We start from the raw sequence: 26,112 nt of genomic DNA on the forward strand, positions 1-26,112 counted from the left end.
GCTGCCGCGGCGGGTTTTTGTGTCCTTACATGTCGGTCCGGTGTGCCCAGCGCAGCCGGGTAAACCCGTTCTCGAGGCACTGCAGGGCGATCCCGTCGGAGCCCTGCGCCGACAGGTTCAGCGCCGGGCACGACAACGCGACGTTGTACACCCCGATCAACGGCCCCGTCGGCTCCCACACCCCGGCGGCGCTGCAGATCACCGTCGCGCCCCCGGGCTCGAGTCCATACGCGTACAGGCGGCGCGGCAGGGGTTCGCAGGGACCGCCCGCGACGACGTTTCTTGCCACGTTCGGAACGCAGTCCGCCGAATAGCAGGGCACGGCGGATGCCGTGTCCGCCGATGCCGGCAGCAGAGCGCCCGTCGCGAGCGCGGCGCCCGCCATAACACGGAAAACCTCGATTCGAACCGTCATGCCGGATCCTCTCCCCAGGTCACGCCCGGTGCACGCCCGTAAATAGCGCGGTAGAACGCGGCGAACAGCCGTGGATTGGCGAATCCCCAGCGGTACGCGATCGCGGCCACCGATGCAACCGTATCGCCGCCGCCGGGCGTCCGTGTCAGTAAATCGCGATGTGCACCCTCGAGCCGCACGCGATGCAGATACTCCATCGGGCTCACTGGGTGCCCCCTGCCGAAGGTGGCCTGCAGTCCCCAGCCGTCGACGCCGGCCGGCGCGTCGGCATCCGGCGGCGTCAGTGCTGGCTGGAGCGACGGACCGGCTCGCGGCCCGGCGGCTGCTGAGGCGAGGGCAGGAGGGGCGTGCGGGGCTGCACGGCCACGGTCGAGGGCGTGTTGGACGTCAGCTGCAGGCTCTCCCCGGCGTGACGAATGGTCAGCGCGGAGTCGGGTCCGTCACGCAGCGTGTAGGTGACCTCGTCGTGGTTGGCGTCGACGGTTAGCCGAAAGTCGCGCCAGCGCAAGCGGAATCGGAGCCGCGATATGCCCTCGGGCAGGTGCGGGTCGAGGGCGAGGATCCCCTCGTCGTCACGCAACCCACCGAACCCGGCCACCAACGCGGTCCACGCCCCGGCCAGTGACGCCATGTGCAGGCCGTCTTTGGTGTTGTGGTGCAGATCGCGGAGATCGATCAGCGCCGCCTCATAGGCGTAGTCATGCGCCAGCTCGACATGGCCCACCGCAGCGCAGATCACCGCCTGGGTGCACGCCGACAATGACGAGTCACGGGTGGTGCGCCGTTCGTAGTAGTCGAGATTGCGCGCCATCTGGTCCGGGGTGAACGCGTGGCTGCGCCAGTGCATCGCCAGCACCAGGTCGGCCTGCTTGACGACCTGCGACGGGTAGAGGCGGACGTACGGCTCGTGCAGCAACAGCGGATACAGGGTGTTTTCCGTGAAGTTCCACTCGCGCAGCGTGGTGAAGCCGGCGCACTGCTCGTGCACCCCGAGATCCTCGTCGTACGGGATGTAGGCGGCCGCCGCCGCGGCCCGCCAGGCCGCTGTCTCGTCGGTGGTCACCCCCACGCTCGCCGCCATATCCGGGTCGCGCTCGCAGGCGTCGGCGGCGGTGCACAGGTTGTGCGTCGCCATAAGGTTGGTATAAACGTTGTCGCGCACCAGCGCGGTGTATTCGTCGGGGCCTGTCACCCCGTCCAGATGCCAGACGCCGTGCCGGTCGAAATGTCCCAGCGACATCCAGAGCCGCGCCGTCTCGACGAGCACCACGAGGCCGCATTCTTTCTCCAGCGAATGATCGCCTGTCACAACGCGATACCGTTCGAAGGCCATCGCGATCACCGCGTTGACATGCCAGGCGGCGGTGCCTGCGGGCCAGTAGGCCGAGCACTCTTCGCCGTGAATGGTGCGCCACGGGAACGCGGCACCGGCAAGATCGAGTTCCTCGGCGCGCTGGCGGGCGAGATCCAGCGTCGACATCCGCCAGCGCAGCGCGTCAGCGGCGGCGGCGGGCGCGGTGTAGGTCAGCACGGGCAGCACGTAGCCTTCGGTGTCCCAGAACGCGTGCCCGTCATAGCCGGTTCCGGTCAGGCCTTTGCCGGGTATCGCCCGGCGTTCGGCACGCGCGCTGGCCTGCAGGACGTGAAACAGCCCGAACCGCACCGCCTGCTGGCACTCGGGGTCGCCCTCCACTTCGACATCGGCGGCGTCCCAGTAGTCGTCGAGATAGGCGCGTTGCGCTTCGAGCAGGCCGTCCCAGCCGGAGTAACGCGCCCCGGCGATCGCCGCGGCCACCTGATCGCGCAGCGCCGGGCGGGACCGCAGGCTCGACCACCCGTAGCCCAGGTATTTGACGATCCGCAGCTGCTGGCCGGGCCGCAGGCCGCAAATCACGGTGGTGCGGGCCAGTTCCTCGTGCGACTCCGAGCTCACCTCGACGCGGCCAGGCACTTCGATGTCGTGTGCCATGCCGGCAGCCATCATCAACCCGCTGGCGCGCGTCCTGTGCACCAGCACCGCGCCGTGGTCGGTCGTCTCGTGTTGCACGGGCTCGAGCGGGTTGCGCAACAGCGCGGCCGTCCGTGGATCCTTGGACCGCTTTGGCTGATCTTCATTGGCGACGAGCTCCGACTGCACGGTGACGCGGATGAAGTCGTTGATCGCCTCGATGGAGTACTCGATGGCGGCCACGCCGCGCTGCACCAGCGACACCAGTCGGTTGGACCGCACCACAACCTGCTTGCCGGCGGGCGACGTCCAGCGCACAGTCCGGGACAGAGTTCCGGCCCGCATGTCCAAAACCCGTTCGTGACTGTGCAATTCGCCGTACCGGACGTCGAACGGTTCGTCATCGACCAGCAGCCGCAGCAGCTTACCGTTGGTGACGTTGACGATCGACTGACCGTCCTCGGGGTAGGAGAACCCGGACTCGGCGTAGGGCAGGGGTCGGGTCTCGTAGAAACCGTTGAGGTAGGTGCCGGGCAGGCCGTGCGGCTCGCCCTCCTCGAGGTTTCCGCGCAGCCCGATGTGGCCGTTGGACAACGCGAACAGCGATTCGGTCTGCGCGATGCGGTCCAGGTCCAGCGCGGTCTCACGGACATGCCATGGCTCTACCGGGAAGACGTCCTGGTCGATCATCGTTTGTCCAGCAGCTCTGCCAGATCGGTGACGACGATGTCGGCCCCGTTGCGACGCAACTCGTCTGCGTGGCCCACCCGGTCGACGCCGATCACCACGCCGAAGTTTCCGGCGCGCCCGGCCGCGACTCCGGCGAGCGCGTCCTCGAACACCGCGGCTTCCGCTGCGGGGATGTCGAGCAGTTCGGCGGCCCGCAGGAACGAGTCCGGCGCCGGCTTGCCCGCGATGCCCTCCTCGCGCAAGGTCACCCCGTCGACACGGGCCTCGACGAACGTCGCGAGGCCGGTGACATCGAGCACCTCACGCGTGTTGGCGCTCGACGACACCACCGCCACCCGCAGCCCGGCCGCCGACACGGCCTCAAGATACCGCCGCGACCCGTCGAACACCTCGACGCCGTCGCCGCGCAGCGTCTGGTGGAACAGCTCGTTTTTCCTGTTGCCGAGGCCGAACACCGTCCCGGCGTCGGCGTCGTCCTCAGGATCCCCTTCGGGCAGGGTGATGCCGCGGCTGTCCAGAAACGCACGCACGCCGTCCTCCCGCTTCTTGCCGTCCACGTACGTCTGGTAGTCCGCACCGATGTCGAACGGCACGAACCGCTCGCCGGTCTGCTCGGCGCGGGCACGCAGGTAGGCGTCGAACATCTGCTTCCACGCGTTGCGGTGCACGCTGGCCGTATCGGTGAGGACGCCGTCGAGATCGAAAAGACAGGCTCGAACCTGCTCAGGCAAACCCAACTCCTCCGCCATAGGCCGGTAATACCCAACAGCGCCGATCCATAGACTGGTCGCCGTGGCTCGTCTTCACCCCGACCTTCATCCGGACCTTCATCCGGACATGGCGCCGCTCGCCGCGCTGCTCGGCGTTTGGGCAGGTCAAGGCACCGGCGTGTACCCGACCATCGAGCCGTTCGATTATTTCGAAGAAGTCTCCTTCGGCCACGTCGGCAAGCCGTTTCTCAGCTACGTGCAGAAGACGATGGCCGTCGACGACCGACGCCCGATGCACGGCGAGACCGGCTACCTGCGGGTGCCCGCGCCGGATCGCGTCGAGCTGGTGCTCGCCCATCCGACCGGGGTCACCGAGATCGACGAGGGCACGCTGACTGCGTCGGGCACCGCGCTCGACATGCAGTTGCGCTCGACGGCGATCGGCCGCACCGCGTCGGCCAAGGAGATCACCGCACTGACGCGATCTCTGCGCATCGAGGGCGACGAGCTGACCTACACCGTGGCGATGGGCGCGGTCGGTCAGCCGCTGCAACAGCACCTGAGCGCGACACTGCGCAGGAAGGCATAGATGACCGCTGGTAGCAGCGTGGGACGAATCCGCGTCCCCGACGACCTCGACGCGGTGACCGACATCGGTGTGGAAGACCACTCGGAGATCGACCCGGCCGCGATCGAGCGGATCTGGCAGGCCGCGCAGCACTGGTATTCGGCGGGCATGCACCCGGCGATCCAGCTGTGCCTGCGCCGCAACGGGAAGGTGGTGCTGAACCGGGCCATCGGCCACGGCTGGGGCAACGCGCCCGACGATCCGCCCGATGCCGAGAAGGTCCCGGTCACCACCGACACCCCGTTCTGCGCGTTCTCGGCAGCCAAGACGATGGCGACGACCGTCGTGCACATGCTCGTCGAGCGGGGCTACTTCTCCCTCGACGACCGCGTCTGTGACTACCTGCCGACCTACACCAGCCACGGCAAGGACCGCACGACGATCCGGCACGTAATCACCCACAGCGCGGGCGTACCGTTCGCCACCGGCCCCCGGCCGAACCTGGACCGCATGGACGACACCGAGTACGCACGCAGAAAGCTCGGCGAACTCAAACCGATCCACCGGCCCGGGCTGATGCACATCTACCACGGGGTGACGTGGGGCCCGCTGGTGCGCGAGATCGTGTCCGCGGCGACGGGCCGCAACATCCGCGAGATCCTTGCCACCGAGATTCTGGAGCCGCTCGGGTTCCGGTGGAGCAACTTCGGCGTTGCCGAGCACGACGTGCCCTTGGTGGCGCCGAGCCACGTCACCGGCAAGCCGCTGCCCGCCCCGATCGCCAAAGCGTTCAAGATCGCCGTCGGCGGCACCCTTGCCGAGATCATCCCGTTCTCCAACACCCCGCTGTTTTTGACCGGGGTCGTGCCGTCGTCCAACCTCGTCTCCACGGCCGACGAGATGTCGCGGTTTGCCGAGATCCTGGTGCGCGGCGGCGAGCTCGACGGTGTGCGGGTGGTGAATCCGCAGACCCTGCGTTCCGCGACCAGGGAGTGCCGCCGGCTGCGGCCCGATTTGGCCGACGGCTTCGCTCCCCGCCGCTGGGGCACCGGCTACATGCTCGGAAACAAGCGGTTCGGGCCGTTCGGTCGTGACGCGGTGGCGGCGTTCGGCAACACCGGGCTGACCAATATCGCGGTGTGGGCCGACCCGGAGCGCGGCCTGGCCGCCGGGCTTATCAGCAGCGGCAAACCCAGCGGCCACCGCGAGGCCAAGCGTTACCCGGCCCTGCTCGACCGCATCACCGCAGAGATTCCGCGGGTACCGCAGAGTCAGCGGGTGTTCTCGCCGTAGACCCAGCGCACGGTCATCCACATCACTACCCGGTAAACTCGCGACGTTGTCGCCGGAGGGGCGTCAACGTCTGGGAGGTGAGCATGGAAGGTGCGGCATCGAGTAGCTGCGCGATTGCGGAACGCCGCATCGAGTCCACGAGTGTGGTGTCGGTAACAGGCGTCGTCGACATGCTCACGGCACCCGAGCTCGAAAAGGCGATAACCGAGGCCGCCAAGAGCTCGCCGACGGCGGTGGTCGTAGATCTGACCGAGGTGGAGTTCCTCGCATCGGCGGGCATGGGGGTGCTCATCGCTGCGCAGGACGAGTTGTCCCCCTCGATCAAATTGGCGGTGGTGGCAGATGGTCCGGCCACGAGCAGGCCGCTCAAGCTGGTCGGCGTCACCGATGTCGTCGACCTGTACGCCACGCTCGACGAAGCCCTTGCGGCACTGAGAAATTAGGCGCATTAAAAGAGTCCCTATGGGGTAGCCAGCAGGCTGAAATGCGAGATTCGGAAAACAGCGACTCGAGAACACGGTTCGCGCAGAAGACCAGCCTTGCCACCGCCGCATGCGCGGCGCAGATGCGGCAGGAATTCTCGCTGTGGCTCAAAAGGTACTTCGACCTGGACCCCACCAAGATCAGTGATGTGGTGCTCGCCGTCAACGAGGCGTTGGCCAACGCGGCCGAGTACGCCTACTCAAAGCTTGATCGCCCGGGCGCCATGCATCTACTCGCCGACTATGACGACTGCGCCGACGTGCTCAAGGTCACAGTGACCGACGAGGGCGCCTGGCGGGTGAAAGACGGTCAGCACACCAGCTTTTCGCGCGGCCGCGGGATCCCGTTGATGCGGGCGCTAGCCGACCGCGCGACCATCGAGTCGACGCCCGGCGGCACGCGGGTGTGCTTGGAGTGGAGCGGTGTCACCGCGGCCCAGGGCGCAATGACTAGCGCCGAGTCAGGGCTTGGGTAGCCGCACCACCTGAACGAAGAACTCGTCGATCTGGCGCACCGCGCTCATGAACTGGTCGAGGTCCACGGGCTTGGTGACGTAGGCATTGGCGTGCAGCTTGTAGCTCTTGAGAATGTCTTCTTCGGCCGACGACGTGGTGAGCACGACGACGGGAATATGGCACAGGTCACTGTCGTTCTTGATCTGCTCGAGCAGTTGCCTGCCGTCGTACTTGGGCAGGTTGAGGTCGAGCAGAATCAGGTCGGGACGCGGCGCGTCGGCGAACTGGCCGCGCCGGTAGAGGAAGTCCAGGCCCTCTTCCCCGTCGTGTGCGACGTGCAAATTGTTGCTGATCTTGTTGTGCTCGAACGCTTCTCGGGTAATGAGTTCGTCGCCGGGATCGTCTTCGACGAGCAGGACGTCGATGGGGCGCACATCTGGGGTCACGCGGTTGTTCCTTCCTGAACGGATGCGGTGGTGGTCGGCTTGGGTTCCGCCTCGTCGGATGACGGTTCGGGTTCGGCTTCGGAAGGGGCGGGTTCCGGCAGGGTGAATTTGAACCGGGTTCCTTCGGAGTAGGAGGTGTCGACCCAGATGGTGCCGCCGTGGTGCTCGACGATCTTCTTACATATCGCAAGACCGATTCCGGTACCGCTGTACTCATCGCGGCCGTGCAGCCGCTGGAAAATCACGAAGACCTTATCGGCGAAGTCCTCCCCGATGCCGATGCCGTTGTCGGTCACACTCAACAGCCATTCGCTGCCGTGTGTGCCCTGCTGCTGCTCGCAGTCGATGACGATGCGAGGCGCGACCCCCTCGCGCCGGAACTTTACCGCGTTGCCGATGAGGTTCTGCCACAACATGGTCAGCAGCATCGGGTCGCCTTCGATGGTGGGCAGCGGGTGGGGCGGCCGCACGATGTCGGTGTCGGACTCCTCGATGGCGGTGGACAGGTTGGACAGCGCCGTGTTCAGCGCGTCGTCCAGCGCGACCTCGGAATAGGCGGAGTTGAGGCGGCCCACCCGCGAGAACGTCAGCAGATCGTTGATCAGCGCCTGCATCCGCTTGGCACCGTCGACGGCGAAGCCGATGTACTCGACGCCGCGTTCATCGAGCTTGTCGCCGTAGCGCTTTTCGAGCAGCTGGCAGAACGAGGCCACCTTGCGAAGTGGCTCCTGCAAGTCGTGGGAGGCGACGTAGGCGAACTGCTCGAGTTCGGCGTTGGACCGACGCAGCTCCTCGGCCTGCTCGTCCAACGTGGCGCGGGCGATGGTGGAGGACTCGAGTTCGGAGACGATGCGCTGTCGCATGTCCTCGACGGCGGCCGCGATCGCCCGGATGTCACGGGGCCCACGCGGCACGATGCGCTCCCCGAAGCTGCCTTCGGTGATGCGTCGGCACGCCGCGGCCAGCGAGTCCAGCGGACGGGTGACGGCGCTGCGGACCAACAACGCCAGCAACACTCCCAGCACGACGAAGGCCACCACCATGGCGATGGCCAACCCGTCGCGCCAGTGCCTCATGTGGTCGAGCTCGCGGATGCCCTCGGTGCGTGCTGCACCTAGATTCTCGTTCTGTGTCTCGAAAAGCGCTCGCAGCCGGTCGAATTCGACCTTGCCGCGCTCGGTGAGTTCGCGGGTGGCCGGCCCTGGTCCCCCATGAGAGATCAGGGCGATGAGCGGTTCGGCGTACGAGGTGCGCCACCTCATCGAGGCCTGGTCGATCGCGTCGAGATCCCTCATCAGGTCGGCGTGTGTCCCCACCAGACGGTGGATTTCCTCGGCTGCGTGCTTTTGCACCTGTTGCCCGGCGTAGTAAGGCTCGAGGAACTGCTTGTCGCCGGCGATCACGTAACCACGCACCGCGGTTTCCTGGTCGCGCAGCGCCGCCTGCATCTGGTAGGCGGCCACCCGCGCCGGCTGGATTTTCTGGATCAGATCGCGGGACATGTCGTCGGTGCGGTGCATCAGCAAGCCGCCGATCACCAAACCCATGAGCACGACGATGGCCATCGCGGACAGCACGAGGTTCTGCCAGCCCTGCACCGTCAGCCGTCGGTGCGGCTTGGGCGGTCTAGGGCCCCCGTCAGCCGGCCTCATGAAGTGGTGCGCTCCACCCGGACCACCGCGATGTCATCAGTCAATCCGCCGTGCGCACGCGCCCGATCCGAGGCCTCGGTGATGAGCGCGTCGACGAACTCGGGGCCGGGCAGGGCCGCGTGCTTGCGCGCCAACTGCAGCAGGCCGTCCTCCCCGAGCCGAACGTTGCCGACGCCCGAATGGCCCTCGAAGAGCCCGTCGGTGAGCAGCACCAGCCCGGCGCCCTCCGGCCATTCCACCTGGTGATAATCCCATCCTCCGGAATGCACGCCCAGCGCGGGACCGACGGGCGGCTCCAGCCAGTCCACGGTGCCTGCGCCGTGCACCAGGATGCCCGGGTGCCCCGCGCGCACGGCCCGGAACGTCGACCCCTCGGGCGGGATGGCCAGGCTGAGCACGGTGGCGAAGATGCCCTTGCTGGCGCGCTCGGTGCGCAGGATCTGGTCCAGCCCGCGCATCCGGTCAGGGCCGCGCAGGCCCGCGAACGTCAGCGCCCGCCAGGTGATGCGCAGCGCGACGCCCAGCGCGGCCTCGTCGGGGCCATGGCCCGCGACGTCGCCGATCATGACGTGCACCGTCCGGTCCGGCGTCTGGACGAAGTCATAAAAGTCGCCGCCCAGCAGCGTGTTCTCGCGGCTCGGCACGTACCGGGCGATGATGTCTACGCCCGGGTTGTCCAGCAGCAACGGCGACGGCGACAGCCCGCGCTCGAGCCGGGCGTTCTCCATGGCGCGCAGTTGGCTGGCGTGCAGTTCGACGGCGGTGATCTCGGCGCGCTTGCGTTCGATCGCATACAGCACGGCGCGCAGCAACATCCCGGGCTCGACATGGCCTTTGACCAGATAGTCTTGGGCGCCGGAGGCCACCGCCGATACGCCGAAATGTTCGTCGGCCAGGCCGGTGAGTACCACGATCGGGATGTTCGGGTCGGCCGCTTTGATGCGCTCCAGCGCTGCGATGCCGTTGGCGTCGGGCAGGTTGAGGTCCAGCAGCACACAGTCGGGCTGGGTGAGCACCAACTCCTGTTCGGCCTGTGACACCGATTGGGCCCAGGCGCAGCTGATGTCGGCCTCTGCGTCTGCGATCAGCTCTTCCACCAGCAGAGCGTCGCCGCGATCGTCCTCGACGAGCAGCACCGAAAGGCTGGCTCCGGTGCGGGCAAAGGCAGGGTCAACTGCGGGCATAGTGTGCGGCTCGAACGGCGCGCGCATGGGTGATCACGTCCTTTACGTAACGTCACCCGGTCGCGCGACCCTCTTCTTCAGTGACAACTCAGGAGACAATACCCACGACTCCCGCGGGATGCCGCACAGCGGTCCCCCGCGCCGCATCCCGACCGACACGTTTCCTATGGTGACGAGGTGAGCAGTGTTGCCGATGCAGATCGCGTCGCCGATCTCGCCAGGAAGGTCGTCGCCGAGCACGATCCGAAGACCGTCCCGATCCCGGAATTCCTCGGCGCGTGCTACGACGCCGGGTTGTCATGGGTGCATTTCCCCGAGGGCCTCGGCGGCCTCGGCGTCTCGCGCGGTCTGCAGGCCGTGGCCGACGGCATCTTGCAGGGTGCCGGCGGGCCCGTGCCGCTGGCGCTGAACCCAATGGGCTACGGCATGGCCGCGCCGACCGTGCGCGAGCACGCTCAGACCGACGAGGTGAAGCGCCAGCTCATGCGGCCGCTGGCCACCACCGAGGACATCTGGTGCCAGCTGTTCTCCGAGCCGGGCGCCGGTTCGGACCTGGCCGGGCTGGCGACGTCGGCGGTGCCCGATGGTGACGAGTGGGTCATCAACGGCCAGAAAGTGTGGACCAGCCTGGCGCATCGCGCGCGGTGGGGTCTGCTGCTCGCGCGCACCAACCCCGATGTGCCGAAGCACAACGGGCTGACGTACTTCGTCATCGACATGCACGGCCCCGGCGTCGAGACCAGGCCGCTGCGTCAGATGACCGGCCAGGCCGAGTTCAACGAGGTCTACATGACCGATGCCCGCATCCCCGATACGCACCGGCTCGGCGCGGTCGGTGACGGCTGGCGGGTCGCGATGACCACGCTGATGAACGAGCGCAGCGCGCTGGGCGCCAGCGGAAGCCGGCGCGGTGCGGGCACCATCGCCGACGCGGTGGCGCTGTGGGCGTCGCGACCGGATCTGCACACCCCCGTGCTGCGCGACCGGCTCACGCAGCTGTGGCTGCGGTCGGAGGCACAGCGCCTGACCTCCGAGCGGTCGCGCGCGGCCGCCACCGTCGGCGGCCCCGGCCCGGAGGGTTCGATCGGCAAGCTGGTGGGCGCCGAGCTGAACCAGCACATCTACCAGTGGTGCATGGATCTGCTTGGGCCGGAAGGGATTCTGTACCACGGCTACGGTATGAGCGACGGTGCCGGCGACGGCGCTGACTGGCGCGGGCCGGTGCAGCAGCGATTCCTGCGCAGCCGCGCCAACACCATCGAAGGCGGCACGTCAGAGGTGATGCGCAACATCCTCGGCGAGCGGGTGCTTGGCCTGCCCGGTGATCTGCGTGCCGATGCGGGCATGCCGTGGAAGGAGGTCCCTCGTGGCTGAGGAGCTTGCGGATCAGACCGACAAGGTGGCTGAGGAGCTTGCGGATCAGACCGACAAGGTGGCTGAGGAGCTTGCGGCTGATTTGGTCAACGAGCAGCGTGAGTACGTGTTCACCGAGGAGCAGGGTCAGCTGCGTGACGCCGTGCGGAAATTCTGTGCGGACAACTTCGACGAGCAGACCGTGCGCACGCTGATGGAGTCCGACCCGCCGTTCGACCCCAAGACGTGGGCCCGGCTGGGTGGCGAACTGGGCGTGCTCGGGCTGTCGGTGCCGGAGGCCGACGGCGGAGTGGGCGGCACCCTCGTCGACCAGGCCGTCGCGGTCGAGGAGCTGGGCGCTTCGCTGGCATGCGGCCCGGTGTTCGGCACGGTGTTCCTGGCGATTCCGGCGCTGGTCGCGGCGTCAGCGGGAGACACCCGCGACGCCTTGCTGGCCGACCTGGTGGAGGGCAGGCGCACCGCGGCGTTCGCTGCGAGCGCCGACCGGGTGACCGCCGACGGGGACACGTTGTCCGGGGAACTCGGCCCGGTGGTCGACGCCGGTACGGCCGACGTGCTGCTGGTCGCGGCGACCGGACCCCAGGGCGTGGGCCTCTACGCCGTCGACGCCTCGGCTGACGGACTGAGCCCTACGCCACTGGTCACGCTCGACCTGACGCGCCCACAGGCCGCGGTCACGCTGTCGAACGCACCGGCCACGCTGCTGGCCGGACCCGAGGAGGCGCCGCGCGTGATCGAGCACGCGCTGCACGTGGGTGCGGCACTGCTGGCCGTCGAGCAGGTCGGCGCTGGGCAGCATCTGCTGAACCTTTCGGTGAACTACGCAAAGTCGCGGCTTCAGTTCGGCAGGCCCATCGGCTCGTTCCAGGCGGTCAAGCACAAGCTCGCCGACCTTCTGGTCGACCTCGAGCACGCCCGCTCGGCGGCGTATCACGCCGTGTGGGCGCTGACCGACGGCTCCGACGACCCGGCGCTGGCGACGAGCATCGCCCAGGCGACGGCGTCGGCGGCGCTGTCGCGAATCGCGGCGGACACCATCCAGGTGCACGGCGGCATCGGCTTCACGTGGGAGCATCAGGCGCACCTGTATTTCAAGCGTGCGGTCACCGATGCCGCGTTGCTCGGCAGTGCCGAGCAGCATCGCGCGCGGATCGCTGAACTGGTGCTGGACCACGCCGAAGCCGACCGTGTGCCGCGGGTGGCCGACGGCACACCGGCCTAAACGGAAAGCGCTGTGCCCGTTTCTTTTTCAGCGAACTCGACCAGCCGCGCCGCGGCTTCGTAGTCGCAGGCGACAGCCGATCGGCCGATCATGACGGGGCCACCTTTGAGGCCCCACCGGCCGTCGATGCCGACGTAGGCGCCGGGCGGTATCGGCTCGCTGATGCAGTACAGCGTCGTCGCAGCGCCCGCATCGATGTCGTTGCCGAACACGTCGGCCAACCGCCTGACCACCTTGTCGGCGACGCCGACGAGCCGGCTGTCGGAGACACTGGACAGGTTCGACGACACCCAGCCCGGATGGGTGAGCTGGGTGACGACGGGCGATTTCGCCTGCCGCAGACGGCGATCCAGGTCGAGGCCCCACAGCATGACCGCCAGCTTCGACCGAGCGTAGGCGCCCATCGCGGTCCATTTGTGATGACGCAGGTGCATGTCGTCGAGCCGCAGCGTGGCGCCGCGGTGGGCCTGCGATCCGACGTTGATGATCTGCGAACGGATCCGATCGAAGATGAGATTGGTCAGCGCGAACGGGCCCAGAAGGTTTGTGCCGATGGTCTTTTCGAACCCGTCAACCGTTCTCTCCGGCGACGAGGTCAACATGCCGGCGTTGTTGATCAGGATGTCGACGTCGCTGTCGAGGGCGTCGGCGAAGGCGTGCACCGACGACAGGTCGGCGAGGTCGACCTTGATGATGGATGTCGAGCCGCCGATCTCCTTGGCCCGCTGCGCGCCGAGTTGAGTATTGCGGACGGCCATGATGACGTGCGCGCCTGCCTTGGCCAGTGCGCGGGCGGTGCCGAGGCCGACGCCGTTCGTCGCGCCGGTCACGATGATGCGTTTACCGCTGAGGTCGCCCAGCCGGGCCGTGGTCCACTCCGCTGTCACGGAGTCAGGCTAATGGGCGGTTGTCGCGGACTCCGCGGTAGATCCCCCAGCGCACGATCACCGGCATCAGCACCCGGTCGAACGTCCACGCCGGGAAGCGCACCGCCTGCCCCTTCGGGGTGAACACCTCCAGCCCGTCGGGCTGCACCCCGAGCACCGAACCCCAGCGTCTCCGCGGGGCACGATACGCCCGCAACGGGCGGGCCGCGAAGTGCGCACGGATGTTGTGCGCCACGATGGCGTCCCCGCGATTGCGGGCCGAGCTGCGCAGCGGGTCGGTCGCGGCGACGTCGCCGACGGCGAAGACGTTCGGGTGTCCGGGAGCCTGCAGCTGCGGGGTCACCCGGACGAAGCCCTGCTCGTCGAGCAGTTCGGCGGGCAACCAGTCGGTGTTGGGCCGGACCCGGCCGATGGCCCACAGCACGGCGTCTGCGGTCGCGGGCGGTTGTCCGGTGCTCCACGCGACGTGCTCGCTGGTGATCGCGTCGCAGAAGAAGCCGTCGGGGATGACCGCGCGGTGGCCCGGGTGCAGTCGCACCCCGGCGTCGGTGAGCCGCCGCCGCACCGTGTCCCAGATCCGCGGGTGGTGTGATGGCAGCGCCTGCGCGCCGGGGAAGTACAGGTCGACCTGTTTGTCGGGCCAGGTGGTGGCGACCTGGGCCGCGGCGCTGATCGCTGCCGCGCCGCCGCCGATCACGGCCACCGATGTGGCGACGGCCAAGCTCTCGTGTGTGCCGCGGAGGTCATCGCCGATCTCGTTGTGCGACTGCAGCTTCGGTGTCCGCCAGAAGCCGTTGGTGACGCCGGTGGAGATGACCAGCGCATCGTAGTGCTCGCGCAGCGTGGTGCCGTCCGCGCCGCGGATGGCCACGGTGTTGCCGTCGAGGTCGACGCCGGTCAGCGTGCCGTGCACGGTGCGCACCCGGTCCAATGCGCGGAACCGGTCGAACGGTATCCAGTTGGCTTCTGCCCAGTCCTGCGGCCGCGACAGCCGCCAGCCCAGTTCCTGGCCGCTGACCAAGGCCGGCTTCACGGAGACGCCGACGACGTCGAAGCGCCGGGACAGCCGGATCGCGGTCAGTACACCGCTGTCTCCGAGCCCCGCGATGACCACCCGTTGCACACCGTTGAGGCTGCCATACCGCAGCGCTAGTCTGGGTGCACCATGACGACCTCTTTGCGACGGCTGTCGGGCGCGGCGATTGCCGCGGCGGCGTTGACCGCCGGGGGCATGCTGGTCACACCCGCGGTCAGCTCGGCATGTCTGCCCGGCGAGACCGGGGTTACCAACGCGTGCGCGCCGTTCTGTCTCCCCGGCAAGGCGCTCGACGTGCAGACCGGCCTCTGCGTGCCGGTGCCCAACCCGTCGCCCAACGGCGTCAACCCCCCGATCAACGACTACTGACGCCAGCTCAGGACTGAAAGAACGCCAGCAGGTCGGCGTTGATCACGTCCGCATGAGTGGTCGGCATGCCGTGTGGAAAGTCCTTGTAGGTCTTCAGGATTCCGTTGGCCAGTAGCTCGGCCGACTTCGGGCCGGCCGCCACATAGGGCACGATCTGGTCGTCCTCGCTGTGCATCACCAGCACGGGAATCGTGATCTTCTTCAGGTCTTCGGTGAAGTCGGTCTGGGAGAACGTGACGATGCCGTCGTAGTGCGCCTTCGCGCCGCCCATCATGCCCTGGCGCCACCAGTTCTCGATGATGGCTTCCGACGGCTCAACGCCGGGGCGGTTGAACCCGTAGAACGGGCCCGCCGGCAGGTCGCGATAGAACACCGACCCGTTAGCGGCCAGCTGGGCCTGCAGGTCGTCGAACACCTCCTTCGGCAGACCCTCGGGGTTGGCGTCGGTCTTCACCATCAGCGGTGGTACGGCGCTGATCAGCGCCGCCTTGACCGCGCGGCGCTGGCCGTGGCGGGCCAGATAGTGCGCCACCTCGCCGCCGCCCGTCGAGTGCCCGACGTGGACCACGTCATGCAGGTCCAGGTGCTCGACGACAGCGGCGAGATCATCGGCGTAGTGGTCCATGTCGTGGTTGTCGGCAACCTGTGACGACCGCCCGTGCCCCCGGCGGTCGTGTGCGATCACCCGGTAACCCTTCGACAGGAAAAACAGCATCTGGTTGTCCCAGTCGTCACCCGTCAACGGCCAGCCGTGGCTGAAGACGATCGGTTGACCCGATCCCCAGTCCTTGAAGAAGATTTCGACGCCGTCATTCGTGGTGATGGTGGGCATGGACCGAAACTCTAGGGCCTCTGGGCCATCTATGGTGTTGGAACCCAGTTGCCGTGAAAACCGGCGGGAACACGGTGCGGCAGTTTGATGCTCGCGACGTCCTGCAGAGTGGCGGCGTCGAGGATGGCCAGCTCGCTTCGGTCGGCGGTGCGGTCGTAGACGTAACCCATCAGGACGCCGTCGTCCTCGACCGCATCCGGCGATGAGGCCTGAAATACGAACTCGCCAAGCGCCTTTCCCGTGCCGAACGATCGGGCTTGCGTCTTGCCGCCGACGAAGTCGTGCTTCAGCAGCACATCGTTGCCGCTGACGCCTTCGCCGACGGTCGGCGCGTAGCCGTACCGGTGCCGCTTGCCCACGAGTCGTTCGTCGACGCGCGGGAATTCCTGGCCGCGGTCGTCGACCCGCGATTCGCGTACCTTGCCGTCGGCGAGGTCGACGGTCCACCGGTCGAGCGTCGGCGGTCCCTCGTCGGGCCCAAGGTGTTCGGTGGCGAACATCTTCGGGTGCCGGATCACGTCGAGGACGACGGTGTCGCCGTCATCGTAGGCGTTCATCGGGTGGAAGACGTAGCACGGTTCGACGTCGAACCAGCGGACGTCGGCGTTGTCGCCGTCGCGGGGCATCACTCCGACCCTGGCGGGATACTTCGGGTTCCACGAGTACGGGAACCTTCGGTCGCTCCGGTTGCCGCGCGGCTGGCGGGCAGAGATCGGGTCCGGAATGCGGATACGACCAATCAAGGCTGACAACAGAAGTCGCGCAGGCAGCCGCATATTGCGCGGCACGGTCATGGCCACGGCCGTGCTCGCATCGAACGTGACGGGCAGGTCGTAAAAGATGACGTGCTTTTCGGTCAGCGACATGTCGTGCATCATCGGGCTGCCTGCTACCTCGATGTCGACCGTGCGCCTGGCCCGCCCGTCAGCGCCGATCACCGAGTACTGCACCGTGTTGCCCCGGTACATGCTGTATGAAACGGCATGGAGCTCACCGGTTTCCGGATCGCGCTTGGGGTGGGCGGTGTAGCCACCCGTCAGCGTCCCGTCGAAGTCACAGGCGCCGACGGTGTCCAGCTCGTCGGTCAGTTCGATGTTGGTCACGCCGGATTCGATTAAGGCAAGCGTCTTGCCCGCATGCCCGATCACATTGGTGTTCGCGCCGATTCCGGACAGCGGGAACTCCCCGGGCGGGGGCTGCTCGCCGAGCGCTGCGGCGGTCTGCGGTCCGCGGACCCACCGGTTGCGGTACCACTCCGCCTTGCCGTCCCGGATGCGGATGCCGTGCACCATGCCGTCGCCGACGAACCAGTGATACAGCTGCGGGTCGATCTCACCGATCGGGTTCGGCCCGTTGCGCAGATAGCGCCCGTCGAGATACTCCGGAATCTCCCCGACGACCTCCAGGTCGGTCAGCGTGTACTCGCGGTCCAACGGCGCGAATTCGCCTTCGAGGTAGCGGCTGCTCATCACGACCCTCCCTATAACGGTGTTATGGATATCTCTGTATAACACCGTTATGGCACGATGGCAAGGGTGAACGGCGGACGTGAGCAGTTGGTCGAGGCGGGTATGCGGGTGCTGGAGCGCGACGGCCTCGCCGCCTTGAGCGCGCGCAAGCTGGCCGCGGAGACAGGGACGTCGACGATGTCGGTCTACACCCACTTCAGCGGCATGACCCAGCTGATCGACGCCATCGCGGTGGAGGCATTCCGCCGGTTCACGCAGGCGCTGACCGAGGTCGACGAGACCGACGACCCGGTGGCCGACTTCCTGGTGATGGGCGGGCACTATCACGCGTTCGCACTGGCCAATCCGCAGCGCTACCAGATGATGTTCGGCACGCCGGCGGGGTCGTGGGACCGCTTCCGCGCCGACCTCACGGTCACCGGCCGTACCACCGCGCGCGACGACCTCGGGGTGTCGTTCGACGCGCTGCTGACGGTGGTCCGCCGCATGATCACGGCGGAACGGATCCGCGACGGCGACGCCTCGGTGATCGCCGGCCGGCTGTGGAGCGTCATCCACGGCGCAGTCTTGCTCGAGATCGCCGGCTTCTTCGGCCACGAAGGGCACGGGATATCCCAGATACTGGCGCCGCTCATCGTCGACGTGCTTGTCGGGATGGGCGATGACCGGGAGCGCACCCAGCAGTCCATGTCGGCAGCGGCCGCCCGCCGGTAATCGGATCTGGACGACGACGACGCAGGCTAGCCGTCGAGCTCGCCTGCGATTCCACGCTCGATAGCGGCGCGGGTGCGTTCCGGCAACACGATCAGGCCGTCGAGCTCGCGGCGCGCCACCTCGAAGGCGCGCTCGCGCTCCTGGGGCGTCGCTGCGGCGTCGGTCGCAATTCGCATCGCGGCGTGCGCGCGCGACAGCCGCTGCTGATCGTCGCGCGAGAAGTCGCCGCGCCGTCGGCGCATCGCCTCGGCCTCGGCCACTTCGAAGGCCGTGGCGTACTCCTCCACGGCGTCCAGATACGCTCGCGCCGCGTCGCTGTCGTCCAGCAGATCACCGGCGTCGGAGGGTCGCAGCAGGTCCGCGCGCAGCTTCGCACGGTGGAACCGCTGGGTGAGGGGATCACGCATGTCGGTCATCAGCGGGTAGTCCAGCAGCTTGCTGACGTCGATCTCGTAGTCGAGCCAGCGGGTGTCGGTTCGGTCGTGCTCCCGCGCCGTTCGCTGGATCGTCTGCCACTGGGCCGTCCGGCTGAGCCGCTTCGGTTGCGCCCCATCGCCTTTCGTCGCATCGTCGGGAGCGGGGTCATCAATGCGGTCGCGGACTTTGGTCACCGCCTTGTAGCCGCCGTAGATCACGCCGATCAGCGGCACGATCACGATCAGCAGCTCCACGAGCCGGACGATGAGCAAGCCCATTCCGCCAGGATGCCACCGTCGGTCGCGTTGGCGGCGCCGGAATGTCAGCGCTCGCGCGTCAGCAGCACAAGGGCCGACGCCGCAATCAGCGCGCTGGTCACCATTGCGATAGCCATCGGCAGCGCGGTGTGGTCGCCGGCGATGCCCACCAGCGGTGCGACGACCGCGGCCATGCCGAATTGCAGGGCGCCCAGTACGGCCGAACCGCTGCCGGCGACGTGGCGGACTTCGTCGAGCGCGAGCGCCGTCGCGTTGGCGACGACAAGCCCAAGGCTGGTGACGGCACACCACAGCAGAACCAGCGTCGCCCAGAGCACCGGGCCGAGCACGGCGTCGACGACCAGCAGCGCCGAGAACAACACCAACAGGCTGACGCCGAGGTGCAACAGCGGCCGCTGGCCGAAGCGGGCGACGATCCTGGCGTTGACGGCGTTCATCGCGACGAGACCAACGGCGTTGGCGGCGAAGGCAAATGAGTACGTGATTCTCGACAGGCCGAGGACGTTCTGCAGCACAAAGGGTGACGCGGCGATGTAGGAGAACATGACCGTGAAGCCGAACGCGAACGCGCACGTGTACCCGACGTAGCGGCGGTTGCGGAACACCGACGCCGCTTCGCGCACCATCGCGCCGAGACCGCCGGTGGTGCGGTGCTCGGCCGGATGCGTCTCGGCCAGCACGAAGCTCACCCCGAGAAACATCGCCGCCGCGAGCCCGGCGAGGATCCAGAAGACGCCGCGCCACCCGATGGGGCCGATCAGCGAACCGCCGAGCAAGGGCGCGACCACCGGAGCCGCCCCGTTGATGATCATCATGATGCTGAAGTAGCGGGCCGCCCTCGCACCGTGGGCCCGGTCGGAGATTACGGCGCGGCTGAGGACCACACCGGCCGCGCCGCTGAAGCCCTGCACGAAGCGGAAGGCGGTGAGCAGCCCGATGGTCGGCGCGAGCGCGCAGGCCGCTCCGGCGCCGATGCACACCAGCGTGCCTGCCAGCATCAGGGGTCGCCGTCCGAAGCGGTCCGACAGCGGACCGATGACCAGCTGTCCGAGCGCCAGCCCGATCATGAACGTCGTCAGCGTCAGCTGGATCGCCGATGCGGACGTGCCGAACTCGGTGGCCATCGCCGGGAATGCGGGCAGGTACATGTCGATCGAGAGCGGGGCGACCGCCGTCAGCAGCGCCAAGACCGCCAGCCAGCTCAGCGGTATGGCGGTGGGGGTCGCAGTCTCGGGCCGGGCCGCGCGTACGTCAGTCATCCACATCCTCAGACAGTTATAAATTTATAGCTATATTTAGAGCTACTCTATCGACATGGCCCCCGTCCGGGTACCCGCAACCATGCGTGAGATACGCGACATCGCCGAGACCACGCGCACGCTGGTGTGGTCGCTGCGCCGCTTCGGTGAGCGGCAGGTGGGTCTGGAACCGCTGCCGCACTCGGAGTTCGAGGTGATTCGGACGGTCGCCGACAACCCGTCGAGCACGGTGTCCGATGTGGCCCGGGTTCTCGGGCTGCAGGCCAGCAACGTCAGCACGACCGTGCGCCGCCTCGTCGACCGCGGTCTCATCGACCGGCTACCCGATGCCCACGACCGCCGGTCGACTCGCCTGCGGCTCACCGACAAGGCGAGCAGGCACAAGAAGATGATCGAGTCGGTGTGGGTTGACGGTGTGCGCAGGCAGCTCGACGGGATGACCGACGATGAGGTCGCACTGCTGGTGAAGGCCGCGCCGCTGTTCCGCAGGCTCGCCGCGATGACGTGACTAGGGTCAAGACGTGGCCGCCGAAGAGCAGCGCGACGGGGTAAAGCTGACCAACCTCGACCAACCGCTGAGCCCACGGGCCGGCGCCACCAAGCGCGACCTGGTGGACTATCTCGACGCGGTCGCCGACCGAATACTGCCCGGGCTCGCGGGTAGGCCGTTGACGGTGCTTCGCGTGCTGCGCGGCCAGGACCCGTTCATGCAGAAGAACGTCCCGAAATACACGCCGGATTGGGTGAAGACGGTGCCGCTGTGGGCGGAGGCATCCAAGCGGGAAGTGCATTACGCATTGTGCGACGACCGCCGGACCCTGCTGTGGTTCGCGAACCAACGAGCGGTCGAGTATCACCCGGCGCTGGGCATGGCCGACGACATCTACCGGCCCACGCATCTGGTCCTCGACCTCGACCCGCCCGCGGGCGGCGCCTTCGCCGACGTCGTAGCCGTCGCACACCTGGTGCGTGAGGCGCTGTCGAACTGCGGCCTGGCCGGTGCGGTAAAGACCAGCGGCGCAAAGGGAATTCACGTCTTCGTGCCCATTGACGATTCCAATCCGGTCGAGGATGTCGCCGGCGCCACCCGGGCACTGGCGGCGAGGACGGAAGCCCTCGACCCCGACCGCGCCACCACCGCCTTCATCGTCTCCGATCGGGGCGGGAAGGTATTCGTCGACGCCACCCGCGCCGGCGGGGCCACGGTCGTCGCCGCTTACAGTCCGCGATTGCGTCCGGGCACCCCGGTGTCGTTCCCGCTGGCCTGGTCGGACCTCGATCGCATCACCCCCTCCGATTTCACCGTGCACACCGCGATCGACGCTCTGGGCGGAGCAGATCCGTGGGCGGACTTCATGCCCGAACCACAGCAGCTACCAACGGACTTGATCGAACAGGGGCGCACCATCCCCGTCGCGCGGGTGGCGGCCATGCACGAGGGCAAGCGACGCGCCCGCGCCAACCGTCAGAAGGCGTAGCGAATCCGACAGGACGGCAGCCGGTCGGCGATGAGGTTGGTGAGCTGCTGCACCCACTTGCCCTTCCAAGGGCTTTTGTAGCGGACGTTCCACTGTCCGCTCTGGCTGCGCTTGAGCTGCTGCAGGTCGGGTCGCCACAGCAGCTCTTCACCCTTGGGATGCCAGCCGAGGTTGACTTCGTGCAGGCTCTCGTTATGGGTGAGAAAGATGATCTCGGCGGCGAGTTGGCTCTTGGTGCGTTCGTTGGTTCCGTCGGCGATCTGGTCGAGCAGCTCTGCCCAATCTCTCAGCCAGTCCTCGTGAACGATCACCGGGCTGAAGTTGAGGTGCACTTCGTAGCCGGCTGCAACGAAATCGTCGAGCGCAGCGATCCGTTCGGCGACCTTCGACGTACGGATGTCGACCAGCCGTGACGTCATTGCCGGCATCAGGCTGAACCGGATACGGGTGCCGCCCCTCGGCTCATAGGTCAGCAGTTGCGGGTTCACCAACTTCGTCGCGAAGCTGGCCTTCGCGTTGGGCAGTCGTGCAAAAAGGGCGACGAGGTCGGCGACGTTGCCGGACACCATGGCGTCGACCGAGCAGTCGCTGTTCTCGCCGATGTCGTACACCCAGTCCACCGGATCGCATTGGTTGGGGGCGGGCTTGACGCCTTGTCGGGCCGCGTGGCGCTCCAAATAGCCCGCGATCTTGTCGATGTTGGCGAAGACCGTGATCGGGTTCGCGTACCCCTTGCGGCGCGGCACATAGCAGTAGGAGCAAGCCATCGCGCAACCGTTGGCCGTCGACGGGGCGATCCAGTCGCTGGACCGTTCATTGCGACGCGCCGACAACGCTTTTTTCTCGCCGAGAACGAGGACTTCGCGCTTGTTGCTCACCCAGTCCTCGACGCTACCCTGGTTGCCATAGAGTCCGGGGAGCGTCTGATGGGTGGGCACTTCGATGCGCTCGGCGCTGGGAAATCGTTCCAGCACCTGGCGGGCACGAGCAAAGCGGTCGATATCAGGCTCGTGATAAATCCGCTTGATGTCTAAGAGCCGCGAGGAGACGTCGTGGGCAAGACTCACGAGCCGAGCAACGAATGATCATGCTCGACTGTTCCGCGAGCGCTCAGGCGACGAGGTCTTCGCATACCGCGCTGGCGTGCGAGGCGCAGACCTCGTCTTCGAGGCTGAAGTGGCCGCAGGTTGGGCAGATGAAATCGAGCATCTCGCGCCGCCTTCCCAGGCTGAGATGTCTATTCGCGCCGGGCTGCTGTGGCGCTGCTGAGGTTGTTACCCGGGATTCTCAGAGCGAAACAGTGCGCTGACACAGAGCGCTGACACAGAGCGCTGACACAATGTCGCGCTGAGAGCGCCGTCGCGGCTATATATGGCAGGGCGGCCCGCTCAGGCTGACGTTGTGGTCGGCTGCGGATCCGTTTCGTTTGTCCGTTCCGCGGCAACTCCGTGCCCACGTGAACAGTCGAGGAGAAAGGATCGCAGCATGGCGCTCGACGACGACGACATCACGACCTCTGGCGGCGGTGAAGGACCTGCCGACGGCGGCTCGAACCCGGAAGGGCACGACGGCGGTGCGGACGGAACCGCAGGCGGTGAAGGACCCGCGGACGGAGGCTCCAACCCACAAGGCCACGACGGCGGTGCCGACGGAACCGCGGGCGGTGAAGGACCCGCCGACGGAGGCTCCAACCCACAAGGCCACGACGGCGGTGCCGACGGAACCGCGTGACCGCTTCTCGGTGCTGAGCCGCTGCGTCGCCGTCGATCCCCAGACGTTCGCCGCTGACTACTGGGGCCGCAGGCCGCTGCTCAGCGAATCAGCAGCGCTGCCCCGCGATTTCGGCGACCTGCTCTCTGCCGACATGGTCGACGAGCTGATCGCCGAACGCGGGGTGCGCGCGCCGTTCATCCGGCTGGCCAAGGAAGGCAGCCTGCTGGCCAGAGACTGCTACCTGGGCCCGGCGGGTTTCGGCGCGGAAATCGGCGACCAGGTGGACTCGGCAAAGGTACTGGCCGAATTCGCCGCGGGCGCAACGATTGTGCTGCAGGGGCTGCACCGGCTGTGGCCGCCGCTGATCGACTTCGTGCGCCAGGCGGTCGACGAACTCGGCCATCCGGTGCAGACCAACGCCTACATCACCCCGCCAACCAATCGCGGCTTCGATCCGCACTACGACGTGCACGACGTCTTCATCCTGCAGACCGCGGGCCGTAAGCGGTGGATCGTGCACGCGCCGGTCCACGAACACCCGGTTGCGTCGCAGCCGTGGACGCAACACCGCACCGCGATCGAGGAGCGGGTGACCGACGACCCGGTCATCGACACGGTGCTCACCGAGGGCGACGCGCTCTACCTGCCCCGCGGCTGGGTGCACTCGGCGCAGGCGGTAGACACGACATCGATCCATCTCACGGTCGGCGTCTCGGCTGTCACACGTCTCGACGTCGCACGCGCTGTCGTCGATCAGCTGGCGACCGTCGGGGAGTACCGCAAATCGCTGCCGATGGATCCCCATCAGGATGAGATCATCGCGACCGTGACGAAGGTGATGGCGGAGATGGTGACCTCCATGCGTGACGACGCCGCCGAACTCTGTGACGGCGCAGCGGCGTCGTTGTTGCGTCGCCACGCGGACCGGACGCGGCCCGTCGCGGTCCGCCCCCTGGCATCCTTGTCGGCCGCCGAGCACGCCGAGGACGTGGCGGTCCGGTGGCGCCATGGGCTGATCGCCACCCTCGAGCATGCGGATGAGCGTCTCGTGCTGACGCTGCCCGGCAAGATCATGACGTTCCCGTCGTCGTGCGCGGCGGCGGTCGCCGCTCTGCACCGCGGGTTGGTGGCTGACGCCGCCTCGCTGCCGGGCCTCGATCACGCCGACGCAACGGTGCTGCTGCGCAGGCTGCTGCGAGAGGCCGTCGTCGTACCGGTCAGCGGATGACCACTGGCAAGCCGGTGCCGTGCAGCGACCAGTCGCTGGCCCGCGGTGACACGATGTACGGCACCGCGTCAGCAGGGTTCTCCTGGATGCTGCTGGAATTGCCTGGCGGCTGGGGACGTTCGGCGTTCCTACAGTCGCCGTCGGTCATCGATCCGCAGCTCGGCCGCGCCATCGTGCGGCGGGTCGAATCTGCGAAGATGCGCATCGCCGCCATCCGCAAGCATGGCCGTCGCGAAGCCACTCCGCGCTGGCGATGGTTCGTCGCACATTCCAGCGTCGGCGCCGAGGCGCTGTATGCCGGAGAGGTGGACGACCCGCGCGGCTACCTCGACCTGGCGTTGGACGGGTCCGACGGCGAGCTGTCAACCGATCCCGTCGTGGCGATCTGCGCGCACGGTAAACACGACCAGTGCTGCGCCGTGCGCGGGCGTAGCGCGTGCACCGCGATCGCGGCGCAATACCCCGAAATCACATGGGAATGTTCACATCTGGGCGGTGACCGCTTCGCGGCCACCATGCTCGTCCTACCGGAGGGGTTGTGCTACGGGCGGGTGGACTCCGCCGACTCTGCTGAGCTCGTCCGGCTGTACCTCGAGGGCAGGCTCGACAACAGGTTCCTCCGTGGCCGTACGTCGCTACCCCATGCCGTGCAGGCCGCCCAGCACTTTGCCCGCGAGGCGTTCGGCGACGACCGGATCGACGCGTTGCACCCGACCACCGTGGACCACGGCGACGGCCAGATCCGCGTCGTCCTCGATGCCGAGGCCGGGGCGATCGAGGTCGTTCTGGCCGAGCAGTTGTCAGACCCGCTGCAGTCGCAGTGTCATGCGCAGGTGCTGGGCCGCGTCCGCACGTTCACGCTCGTGTCGATCACGTCGACCTGAAACCTAGAGCGACACCGTTTCATATGAGCCGATCTGGCCGGCAAGCAGGCGCAGCTGGTCGTCGGTGGTGCCGAAGGTGTTGTCGATAGCGGTGATCCGAGCGGCGTAGTGCCCCACCGGGTACTCGGCGGTCATGCCGATACCACCGTGCAGTTGGATGGCCTCCTGTGCGATGTGGCGGCCGGACCGGCCGATCTGCAGCTTGGCGCGGGCGGCGACGACCGGATCGAACCGGCCGTCGGCGATCGACATCGCGGCATAGAAGTTCATGCTGCGCGCCAGTTCCAGTGACACATACATGTCGGCCGAGCGTTGAGTGAGCGTCTGAAACGTCTTTAGCGGAACCCCGAACTGCTTGCGCTCGCCTAGGTAGGCAGTGGTCAACTCCAGCGCCTGCTCCATCGCGCCGACCGCCTCGGCGCACAGCGCCGACTGGTACCGAATGACGGTGTGCGCGAGCGCTTCTGAGACGTCACCCGCGCCGAGGGGTTCGGCGGGTGTGGACTCGAAGTCTAGCTGGGCGCCGCGCCTGCCGTCGAATGTCCGGAACGGATGGCGGGTTGTCTTCGCGGCGTCCACCAGGAACAGGCCGACCCCGCCCTCCGGGAGGGCGGCGGTGACCACGATCGAGTCGGCTGAATCTCCCGCCAGCACAGGGCTTTTCCGGCCGCTCAGCGTCCATGTGTCCCCGCTCTGGGTAGCCTTGGTGGCCAGCTCCGTCGTCGTCACCCGGACGCCGGGTTCGTCGTGGGCGAACGCCAGCAGCTTGGCGCCGGTGGCCACCTCATCGAGAAGCTGCTTCTGCTCATCGGTGCCCAGCTCTGCGATCACACTGCCCGGGATGAGCGCGGCCTGCGCCACCGGCTCCGGCGCGAGCCGCCGACCCACCTCGGTCATGACGACCATGATCTCGATCTGGCCCGCCTCCGTCGGATCGAATCCCAGACCCAGCAGGCCGACCTCGGCCAACTGGCCCCACACCTGGCGACTCCACCCCAGCTCACCATTGGTGACCTCGTTGTACTTGGTGATGTCGTAATTGCGCGTCAGCACGTCACGGGTGACGTCACGCAGCAGCTGCTGTTCCTCGGTCAGGTCAAAGTCCACG

General features: G+C 67.5%; 28 protein-coding genes. 13 read left to right on the forward strand and 15 right to left on the reverse strand.

All coding sequences use genetic code 11. The annotated features are described in order from the left end of the window. Positions 1–25 precede the first annotated feature (25 nt). From A5651_RS06695 to A5651_RS06710, 4 genes are read right to left on the reverse strand one after another with little or no spacing between them, the layout of a single operon-like run. Positions 26–415 (reverse strand): hypothetical protein, encoded by a 390-nt coding sequence (locus A5651_RS06695; RefSeq protein ID WP_231988591.1) that lies wholly within the window; start codon positions 413–415, stop codon positions 26–28. Continuing rightward, positions 412–699, reverse strand: coding sequence for a helix-turn-helix domain-containing protein (locus tag A5651_RS06700; RefSeq protein WP_082943619.1), 288 nt, complete (start codon positions 697–699; stop codon positions 412–414). The genes A5651_RS06695 and A5651_RS06700 overlap by 4 nt, the downstream gene beginning before the upstream one ends. After that, positions 696–3,053, reverse strand: a complete 2,358-nt coding sequence (locus tag A5651_RS06705; protein WP_066977077.1) for a glycoside hydrolase family 65 protein — start codon at positions 3,051–3,053, stop codon at positions 696–698. The genes A5651_RS06700 and A5651_RS06705 overlap by 4 nt, the downstream gene beginning before the upstream one ends. Further along, positions 3,050–3,802: a beta-phosphoglucomutase family hydrolase gene (locus tag A5651_RS06710; RefSeq protein ID WP_066977080.1), complete on the reverse strand. Its 753-nt coding sequence runs from the start codon at positions 3,800–3,802 to the stop codon at positions 3,050–3,052. The genes A5651_RS06705 and A5651_RS06710 overlap by 4 nt, the downstream gene beginning before the upstream one ends. Before the next feature lie 43 nt (positions 3,803–3,845). Here A5651_RS06710 and A5651_RS06715 point away from each other — a divergent pair, with 43 nt between their 5' ends. The 4 genes from A5651_RS06715 to A5651_RS06730 all read left to right on the forward strand — a co-directional run bounded on the left by A5651_RS06715 (position 3,846) and on the right by A5651_RS06730 (position 6,582). Further along, entirely contained in the window at positions 3,846–4,352 is a 507-nt protein-coding gene (locus A5651_RS06715; protein WP_369803915.1) for a peroxynitrite isomerase, read from the forward strand. Further along, positions 4,353–5,624, forward strand: coding sequence for a lipase LipE (gene lipE, locus A5651_RS06720; RefSeq protein WP_066977087.1), 1,272 nt, complete (start codon positions 4,353–4,355; stop codon positions 5,622–5,624). Between the two features lie 83 nt (positions 5,625–5,707). Then, complete coding sequence (locus tag A5651_RS06725) at positions 5,708–6,067, forward strand: STAS domain-containing protein (RefSeq protein ID WP_066977090.1); 360 nt, start codon at positions 5,708–5,710, stop codon at positions 6,065–6,067. 41 nt (positions 6,068–6,108) lie between these two features. Beyond that, positions 6,109–6,582: an ATP-binding protein gene (locus A5651_RS06730; protein WP_066977093.1), complete on the forward strand. Its 474-nt coding sequence runs from the start codon at positions 6,109–6,111 to the stop codon at positions 6,580–6,582. Here A5651_RS06730 and A5651_RS06735 read toward each other — a convergent pair. From A5651_RS06735 to A5651_RS06745, 3 genes are read right to left on the reverse strand one after another with little or no spacing between them, the layout of a single operon-like run. Then, positions 6,568–7,008, reverse strand: a complete 441-nt coding sequence (locus A5651_RS06735; protein WP_066977097.1) for a response regulator — start codon at positions 7,006–7,008, stop codon at positions 6,568–6,570. The genes A5651_RS06730 and A5651_RS06735 overlap by 15 nt on opposite strands. Beyond that, positions 7,005–8,660: a CHASE3 domain-containing protein gene (locus A5651_RS06740; RefSeq protein ID WP_066977100.1), complete on the reverse strand. Its 1,656-nt coding sequence runs from the start codon at positions 8,658–8,660 to the stop codon at positions 7,005–7,007. Before A5651_RS06740 ends, A5651_RS06735 begins: the two co-directional genes overlap by 4 nt. Further along, positions 8,657–9,871, reverse strand: coding sequence for a PP2C family protein-serine/threonine phosphatase (locus tag A5651_RS06745; protein WP_066977103.1), 1,215 nt, complete (start codon positions 9,869–9,871; stop codon positions 8,657–8,659). The genes A5651_RS06740 and A5651_RS06745 overlap by 4 nt, the downstream gene beginning before the upstream one ends. Before the next feature lie 150 nt (positions 9,872–10,021). Here A5651_RS06745 and A5651_RS06750 point away from each other — a divergent pair, with 150 nt between their 5' ends. Further along, on the forward strand, positions 10,022–11,218 hold the full coding sequence (locus A5651_RS06750) for an acyl-CoA dehydrogenase family protein (protein WP_066977106.1): 1,197 nt from the start codon (positions 10,022–10,024) through the stop codon (positions 11,216–11,218). Beyond that, positions 11,211–12,440, forward strand: coding sequence for an acyl-CoA dehydrogenase family protein (locus tag A5651_RS06755; protein WP_156662668.1), 1,230 nt, complete (start codon positions 11,211–11,213; stop codon positions 12,438–12,440). Before A5651_RS06750 ends, A5651_RS06755 begins: the two co-directional genes overlap by 8 nt. On the opposite strand, the gene A5651_RS06760 is transcribed toward A5651_RS06755, so the two are convergent. Both A5651_RS06760 and A5651_RS06765 read right to left on the reverse strand, forming a co-directional pair. Further along, positions 12,437–13,327 (reverse strand): SDR family NAD(P)-dependent oxidoreductase, encoded by an 891-nt coding sequence (locus A5651_RS06760; protein WP_066977109.1) that lies wholly within the window; start codon positions 13,325–13,327, stop codon positions 12,437–12,439. The two genes, A5651_RS06755 and A5651_RS06760, sit on opposite strands and share 4 nt — an antisense overlap. A 4-nt stretch (positions 13,328–13,331) precedes the next feature. Then, on the reverse strand, positions 13,332–14,450 hold the full coding sequence (locus A5651_RS06765; RefSeq protein WP_066977113.1) for an FAD-dependent oxidoreductase: 1,119 nt from the start codon (positions 14,448–14,450) through the stop codon (positions 13,332–13,334). Between the two features lie 42 nt (positions 14,451–14,492). On the opposite strand from A5651_RS06765, the gene A5651_RS06770 reads away from it, so the two are divergent. Then, the gene (locus tag A5651_RS06770) at positions 14,493–14,732 is read left to right on the forward strand and encodes a hypothetical protein (RefSeq protein ID WP_066977116.1); all 240 of its coding nucleotides are present in this window, start codon (positions 14,493–14,495) and stop codon (positions 14,730–14,732) included. Between the two features lie 7 nt (positions 14,733–14,739). Here the strand turns inward: A5651_RS06770 and A5651_RS06775 are convergent, their stop codons facing one another. After that, positions 14,740–15,564 (reverse strand): alpha/beta fold hydrolase, encoded by an 825-nt coding sequence (locus A5651_RS06775; protein WP_066977119.1) that lies wholly within the window; start codon positions 15,562–15,564, stop codon positions 14,740–14,742. A 29-nt stretch (positions 15,565–15,593) separates the two neighbouring features. Beyond that, the gene (locus A5651_RS06780) at positions 15,594–17,033 is read right to left on the reverse strand and encodes a carotenoid oxygenase family protein (protein WP_066977123.1); all 1,440 of its coding nucleotides are present in this window, start codon (positions 17,031–17,033) and stop codon (positions 15,594–15,596) included. A 57-nt stretch (positions 17,034–17,090) separates the two neighbouring features. Here A5651_RS06780 and A5651_RS06785 point away from each other — a divergent pair, with 57 nt between their 5' ends. Beyond that, entirely contained in the window at positions 17,091–17,747 is a 657-nt protein-coding gene (locus A5651_RS06785) for a TetR/AcrR family transcriptional regulator (protein WP_066977126.1), read from the forward strand. A 26-nt stretch (positions 17,748–17,773) separates the two neighbouring features. Here A5651_RS06785 and A5651_RS06790 read toward each other — a convergent pair whose 3' ends face one another. Then, positions 17,774–18,442 (reverse strand): hypothetical protein, encoded by a 669-nt coding sequence (locus tag A5651_RS06790; RefSeq protein ID WP_066977129.1) that lies wholly within the window; start codon positions 18,440–18,442, stop codon positions 17,774–17,776. A 44-nt stretch (positions 18,443–18,486) separates the two neighbouring features. Continuing rightward, positions 18,487–19,701: a multidrug effflux MFS transporter gene (locus A5651_RS06795; protein ID WP_066977340.1), complete on the reverse strand. Its 1,215-nt coding sequence runs from the start codon at positions 19,699–19,701 to the stop codon at positions 18,487–18,489. Between the two features lie 55 nt (positions 19,702–19,756). Here A5651_RS06795 and A5651_RS06800 point away from each other — a divergent pair, with 55 nt between their 5' ends. Both A5651_RS06800 and A5651_RS06805 read left to right on the forward strand, forming a co-directional pair. Then, the gene (locus tag A5651_RS06800; RefSeq protein WP_082943620.1) at positions 19,757–20,209 is read left to right on the forward strand and encodes a MarR family winged helix-turn-helix transcriptional regulator; all 453 of its coding nucleotides are present in this window, start codon (positions 19,757–19,759) and stop codon (positions 20,207–20,209) included. A gap of 13 nt (positions 20,210–20,222) precedes the next feature. Then, positions 20,223–21,179 carry a DNA polymerase domain-containing protein gene (locus A5651_RS06805; RefSeq protein ID WP_066977137.1) on the forward strand — a complete coding sequence of 319 codons (957 nt, stop codon included), beginning with the start codon at positions 20,223–20,225 and terminating at the stop codon, positions 21,177–21,179. On the opposite strand, the gene A5651_RS06810 is transcribed toward A5651_RS06805, so the two are convergent. Further along, positions 21,167–22,246, reverse strand: coding sequence for a spore photoproduct lyase family protein (locus tag A5651_RS06810; RefSeq protein WP_066977153.1), 1,080 nt, complete (start codon positions 22,244–22,246; stop codon positions 21,167–21,169). The two genes, A5651_RS06805 and A5651_RS06810, sit on opposite strands and share 13 nt — an antisense overlap. A gap of 418 nt (positions 22,247–22,664) precedes the next feature. Here A5651_RS06810 and A5651_RS06815 point away from each other — a divergent pair, with 418 nt between their 5' ends. Genes A5651_RS06815 through A5651_RS06825 form a run of 3 tightly spaced genes read left to right on the forward strand, consistent with a single transcriptional unit; the run spans position 22,665 to position 25,004 of the window. Continuing rightward, positions 22,665–22,910: a BatC protein gene (locus A5651_RS06815; RefSeq protein ID WP_066977156.1), complete on the forward strand. Its 246-nt coding sequence runs from the start codon at positions 22,665–22,667 to the stop codon at positions 22,908–22,910. Positions 22,911–22,920: 10 nt separating this feature from the next. Beyond that, positions 22,921–24,120: a cupin domain-containing protein gene (locus A5651_RS06820; RefSeq protein WP_066977344.1), complete on the forward strand. Its 1,200-nt coding sequence runs from the start codon at positions 22,921–22,923 to the stop codon at positions 24,118–24,120. Continuing rightward, positions 24,117–25,004 carry a sucrase ferredoxin gene (locus A5651_RS06825; protein WP_066977159.1) on the forward strand — a complete coding sequence of 296 codons (888 nt, stop codon included), beginning with the start codon at positions 24,117–24,119 and terminating at the stop codon, positions 25,002–25,004. The genes A5651_RS06820 and A5651_RS06825 overlap by 4 nt, the downstream gene beginning before the upstream one ends. Positions 25,005–25,007: 3 nt before the next feature. On the opposite strand, the gene A5651_RS06830 is transcribed toward A5651_RS06825, so the two are convergent. After that, positions 25,008–26,111, reverse strand: a complete 1,104-nt coding sequence (locus tag A5651_RS06830) for an acyl-CoA dehydrogenase family protein (RefSeq protein WP_066977162.1) — start codon at positions 26,109–26,111, stop codon at positions 25,008–25,010. Position 26,112: the final 1 nt, after the last annotated feature.

It is taken from the genome of Mycobacterium sp. 1274761.0 (genome assembly GCF_001668615.1).
Taxonomy (GTDB): Bacteria; Actinomycetota; Actinomycetes; order Mycobacteriales; family Mycobacteriaceae; genus Mycobacterium.

Excerpts from the sequence above, each read along its gene's own strand:
- A5651_RS06710 (WP_066977080.1), bottom strand. The coding sequence starts at position 3,802 with ATGGCGGAGGAGTTGGGTTTGCCTGAGCAGGTTCGAGCCTGTCTTTTC.
- A5651_RS06790 (WP_066977129.1), bottom strand. The coding sequence starts at position 18,442 with ATGGGCTTGCTCATCGTCCGGCTCGTGGAGCTGCTGATCGTGATCGTG.
- A5651_RS06730 (WP_066977093.1), top strand. The coding sequence starts at position 6,109 with ATGCGAGATTCGGAAAACAGCGACTCGAGAACACGGTTCGCGCAGAAG.
- A5651_RS06825 (WP_066977159.1), top strand. The coding sequence starts at position 24,117 with ATGACCACTGGCAAGCCGGTGCCGTGCAGCGACCAGTCGCTGGCCCGC.
- A5651_RS06745 (WP_066977103.1), bottom strand. The coding sequence starts at position 9,871 with ATGCGCGCGCCGTTCGAGCCGCACACTATGCCCGCAGTTGACCCTGCC.
- A5651_RS06800 (WP_082943620.1), top strand. The coding sequence starts at position 19,757 with ATGGCCCCCGTCCGGGTACCCGCAACCATGCGTGAGATACGCGACATC.
- A5651_RS06740 (WP_066977100.1), bottom strand. The coding sequence starts at position 8,660 with ATGAGGCCGGCTGACGGGGGCCCTAGACCGCCCAAGCCGCACCGACGG.
- A5651_RS06780 (WP_066977123.1), bottom strand. The coding sequence starts at position 17,033 with ATGAGCAGCCGCTACCTCGAAGGCGAATTCGCGCCGTTGGACCGCGAG.
- A5651_RS06705 (WP_066977077.1), bottom strand. The coding sequence starts at position 3,053 with ATGATCGACCAGGACGTCTTCCCGGTAGAGCCATGGCATGTCCGTGAG.
- A5651_RS06695 (WP_231988591.1), bottom strand. The coding sequence starts at position 415 with ATGACGGTTCGAATCGAGGTTTTCCGTGTTATGGCGGGCGCCGCGCTC.
- A5651_RS06815 (WP_066977156.1), top strand. The coding sequence starts at position 22,665 with ATGGCGCTCGACGACGACGACATCACGACCTCTGGCGGCGGTGAAGGA.
- A5651_RS06725 (WP_066977090.1), top strand. The coding sequence starts at position 5,708 with ATGGAAGGTGCGGCATCGAGTAGCTGCGCGATTGCGGAACGCCGCATC.
- A5651_RS06770 (WP_066977116.1), top strand. The coding sequence starts at position 14,493 with ATGACGACCTCTTTGCGACGGCTGTCGGGCGCGGCGATTGCCGCGGCG.
- A5651_RS06785 (WP_066977126.1), top strand. The coding sequence starts at position 17,091 with ATGGCAAGGGTGAACGGCGGACGTGAGCAGTTGGTCGAGGCGGGTATG.
- A5651_RS06775 (WP_066977119.1), bottom strand. The coding sequence starts at position 15,564 with ATGCCCACCATCACCACGAATGACGGCGTCGAAATCTTCTTCAAGGAC.
- A5651_RS06795 (WP_066977340.1), bottom strand. The coding sequence starts at position 19,701 with ATGACTGACGTACGCGCGGCCCGGCCCGAGACTGCGACCCCCACCGCC.
- lipE (WP_066977087.1), top strand. The coding sequence starts at position 4,353 with ATGACCGCTGGTAGCAGCGTGGGACGAATCCGCGTCCCCGACGACCTC.